We start from the raw sequence: 2,392 nt of genomic DNA, 5'->3' as shown, positions 1-2,392 counted from the left end.
CTCAAAAGATGGTACGAAAGCAGAAGGTGTGTTTAATAAGAAGCCTACTGTTGAAGCAATGAGTTTTATTCAAACGATGTTAAAAGAAGGCTATACAACACGTACTCCGGTCAAACAAGCTTTTGAAACAGAAAAGTACCCAATGAAGTTTAGTGGTGTATGGACAGTAACGGATATGGAAACAAACTTTCAAAAAGTTGATTATGGTGTGATGCCTTATCCTGTATCACCAAAGACAAAGAAACTAGTTTCACCTTCAGGAAGTTGGCAGTTTGCAATGACACAGAAATCCGAAAATAAAGAATGGTCTGCAAAATTGGTGGATTGGATGACAAATAAAGATTCAAATTTAGAATTAAGTCGAACAATTGCAGCCCTACCAGTTCGTTACTCTTCTGAGAAAGTGCTTACAAAAGAATTTTCTGATCAAATGAATGTATTCATGAAACAATTAAAGGAATCAGGACACGCACGACCAGTAACACCAGCGTATCCACAAGTAACACGTGCTTTCCAACAAACAATTGATGATATCAGTTTCTATGATCAGAACAAAAACATTAAAAAAGTCTTAGATACACGTGCTACAGAAATGCAAGCAGCTATCGATAAGGCTAATCGATAAAAGCAGCTAGAAGGAGGCATTATGATTAAAACTGGATTAAAAGGAAGTAAGACTGTTTACACATTCCCAAGAACAGAAAAAGAGACTAAAAATAGAATTAAATGGAGAGAAAATGTAGTAGCTTATACATTTTTAGGACCAGCATTATTACTTTTATTGCTGTTCCTCGTTATTCCAGCTATTATGTCCGTCTACTATGCATTTACAGATTACTACCTATTAACGCCTGATATGCGTAAATTTGTTGGATTAGATAACTTTATCAATTTATTCAAGGATCCTATTTTCTTGAAAAGTTTAGTGAACACTCTAAAATTTGTTGTTTGGGTAATTCCTTTACAGATAGGGGCAGCTCTTGGGCTGGCCCTTCTGTTAAACAAACAACGTAAAGCTAACACATTTTTTAAAGTAGCTTACTTTAGTCCTGTGGTAATGTCGCTCGTTGTTATCTCAGTTCTTTGGCTTTATTTGTTAAATCCAAATGAAGGAATTATCAACAATGTACTCACTTATTTTGGTGTTTCAGCTCAACCGTTCTTAACAAGCCCTAAACAGGCTATGTTTACAATTGTTTTTGTTTCAGCATGGCAGGGAGCTGGCTTTCAAATGTTAATTTTTCTAGCAGGTTTGCAAAATATACCTGGAGACGTCTACGAAGCTGCACAATTAGATGGAATGAATAAATGGCAACGATTTATTTATATTACGTTACCATTATTAAAGCCAACCTCTATTTTTATATTTATTACGACATTAATTGGTGCGTTTAAACTATTAGTCCAACCAATGGTTATGACACAAGGGGGGCCAGTAAACTCCACGATGACGGTTGTATATTACATTTATCAAACTGGCTTTACGGATCGAATGGTTGGATATGCTAGTTCCATTGCCCTTCTATTTGGAACAATTATTGGGCTAGTTACGCTAGCGCAACGGAAATTAGTAAAGGAGGAAGATGACTAATGAGACGAAAATTCGGGCCTTTAACAATCCTAGAATACATTTGTTTAGTTTTGCTGGCGGTATTATTTATATTCCCATTGTTTTGGATGATCGCTTCCTCAATGAAACCCGAAGCAGAAGTTTATAATAATATGAATAGTATCAAGGCTTTCCTACCTTCCTTTCATCCGTCAGATTGGTTTATATCCTATAAACAAGTTCTGTCACGTTTTCATTTACTTGGTTATATAATAAACAGCTTGTTTTATGGTTTATGTGTAGCTGCAGGTGCTGTCATTATCAATGGGATGGCAGGTTATGCGTTCGCTAAATTGAATTTTAATGGAAAAAGAGTTCTGTTTGGTCTTTTATTGGCTCTTTTAATCGTACCACTGGAAACAATCTTAATCTCACAATTTACTATAGTTCACAAACTGGGATTAGTAGACACTCGTCTTGCTGTAATCCTGCCTGCTTTAGCAGGGGCATTCAATATCTATCTATTCCGAAACTTTTTTATGGCTATTCCAGCAGAAATTATTGAGTCAGCCAAATTGGATGGAGCAAATACTTGGCAAATATTCCTGAGAATTATGTTACCGATGTCCAAACCGGCTGTTGCTACAGTTGGAACCTTAGCCTTTATCGGAAGTTGGAATGATTATATCTGGCCTTTAATGGTCTTGACGGACAAGTCGAAATTCCCTATCCAAGTAGCAATCACGGCAATTAATAGTACAGATCCTGTTTATACTAATCAAGTTATGGCTGTACTTACCATATCTACCATTCCATTAATCCTTATTTATATCGTAGCCCAAC

Annotated in this window: 3 protein-coding genes; all 3 read left to right on the top strand. The window is 36.1% G+C overall.

Annotated elements, in window-relative coordinates:
- The coding region (locus AC1DRF_RS23460) for an extracellular solute-binding protein (protein WP_477741827.1) at window positions 1–625 on the top strand (625 nt) is incomplete at its 5' end.
- Between the two features lie 21 nt (window positions 626–646).
- The gene (locus AC1DRF_RS23455; protein ID WP_230185032.1) at window positions 647–1,591 is read left to right on the top strand and encodes a carbohydrate ABC transporter permease; all 945 of its coding nucleotides are present in this window, start codon (window positions 647–649) and stop codon (window positions 1,589–1,591) included.
- A partial coding sequence (locus AC1DRF_RS23450; protein WP_477741826.1) for a carbohydrate ABC transporter permease occupies window positions 1,591–2,392 on the top strand: 802 nt, incomplete at its 3' end. The genes AC1DRF_RS23455 and AC1DRF_RS23450, both read left to right, overlap by 1 nt.

Source organism: Priestia sp. P5_B4, from assembly GCF_056400385.1.
Note: the sequence above shows the minus strand (reverse complement) of the source record. Positions and strands in the feature narration are given on the sequence as shown.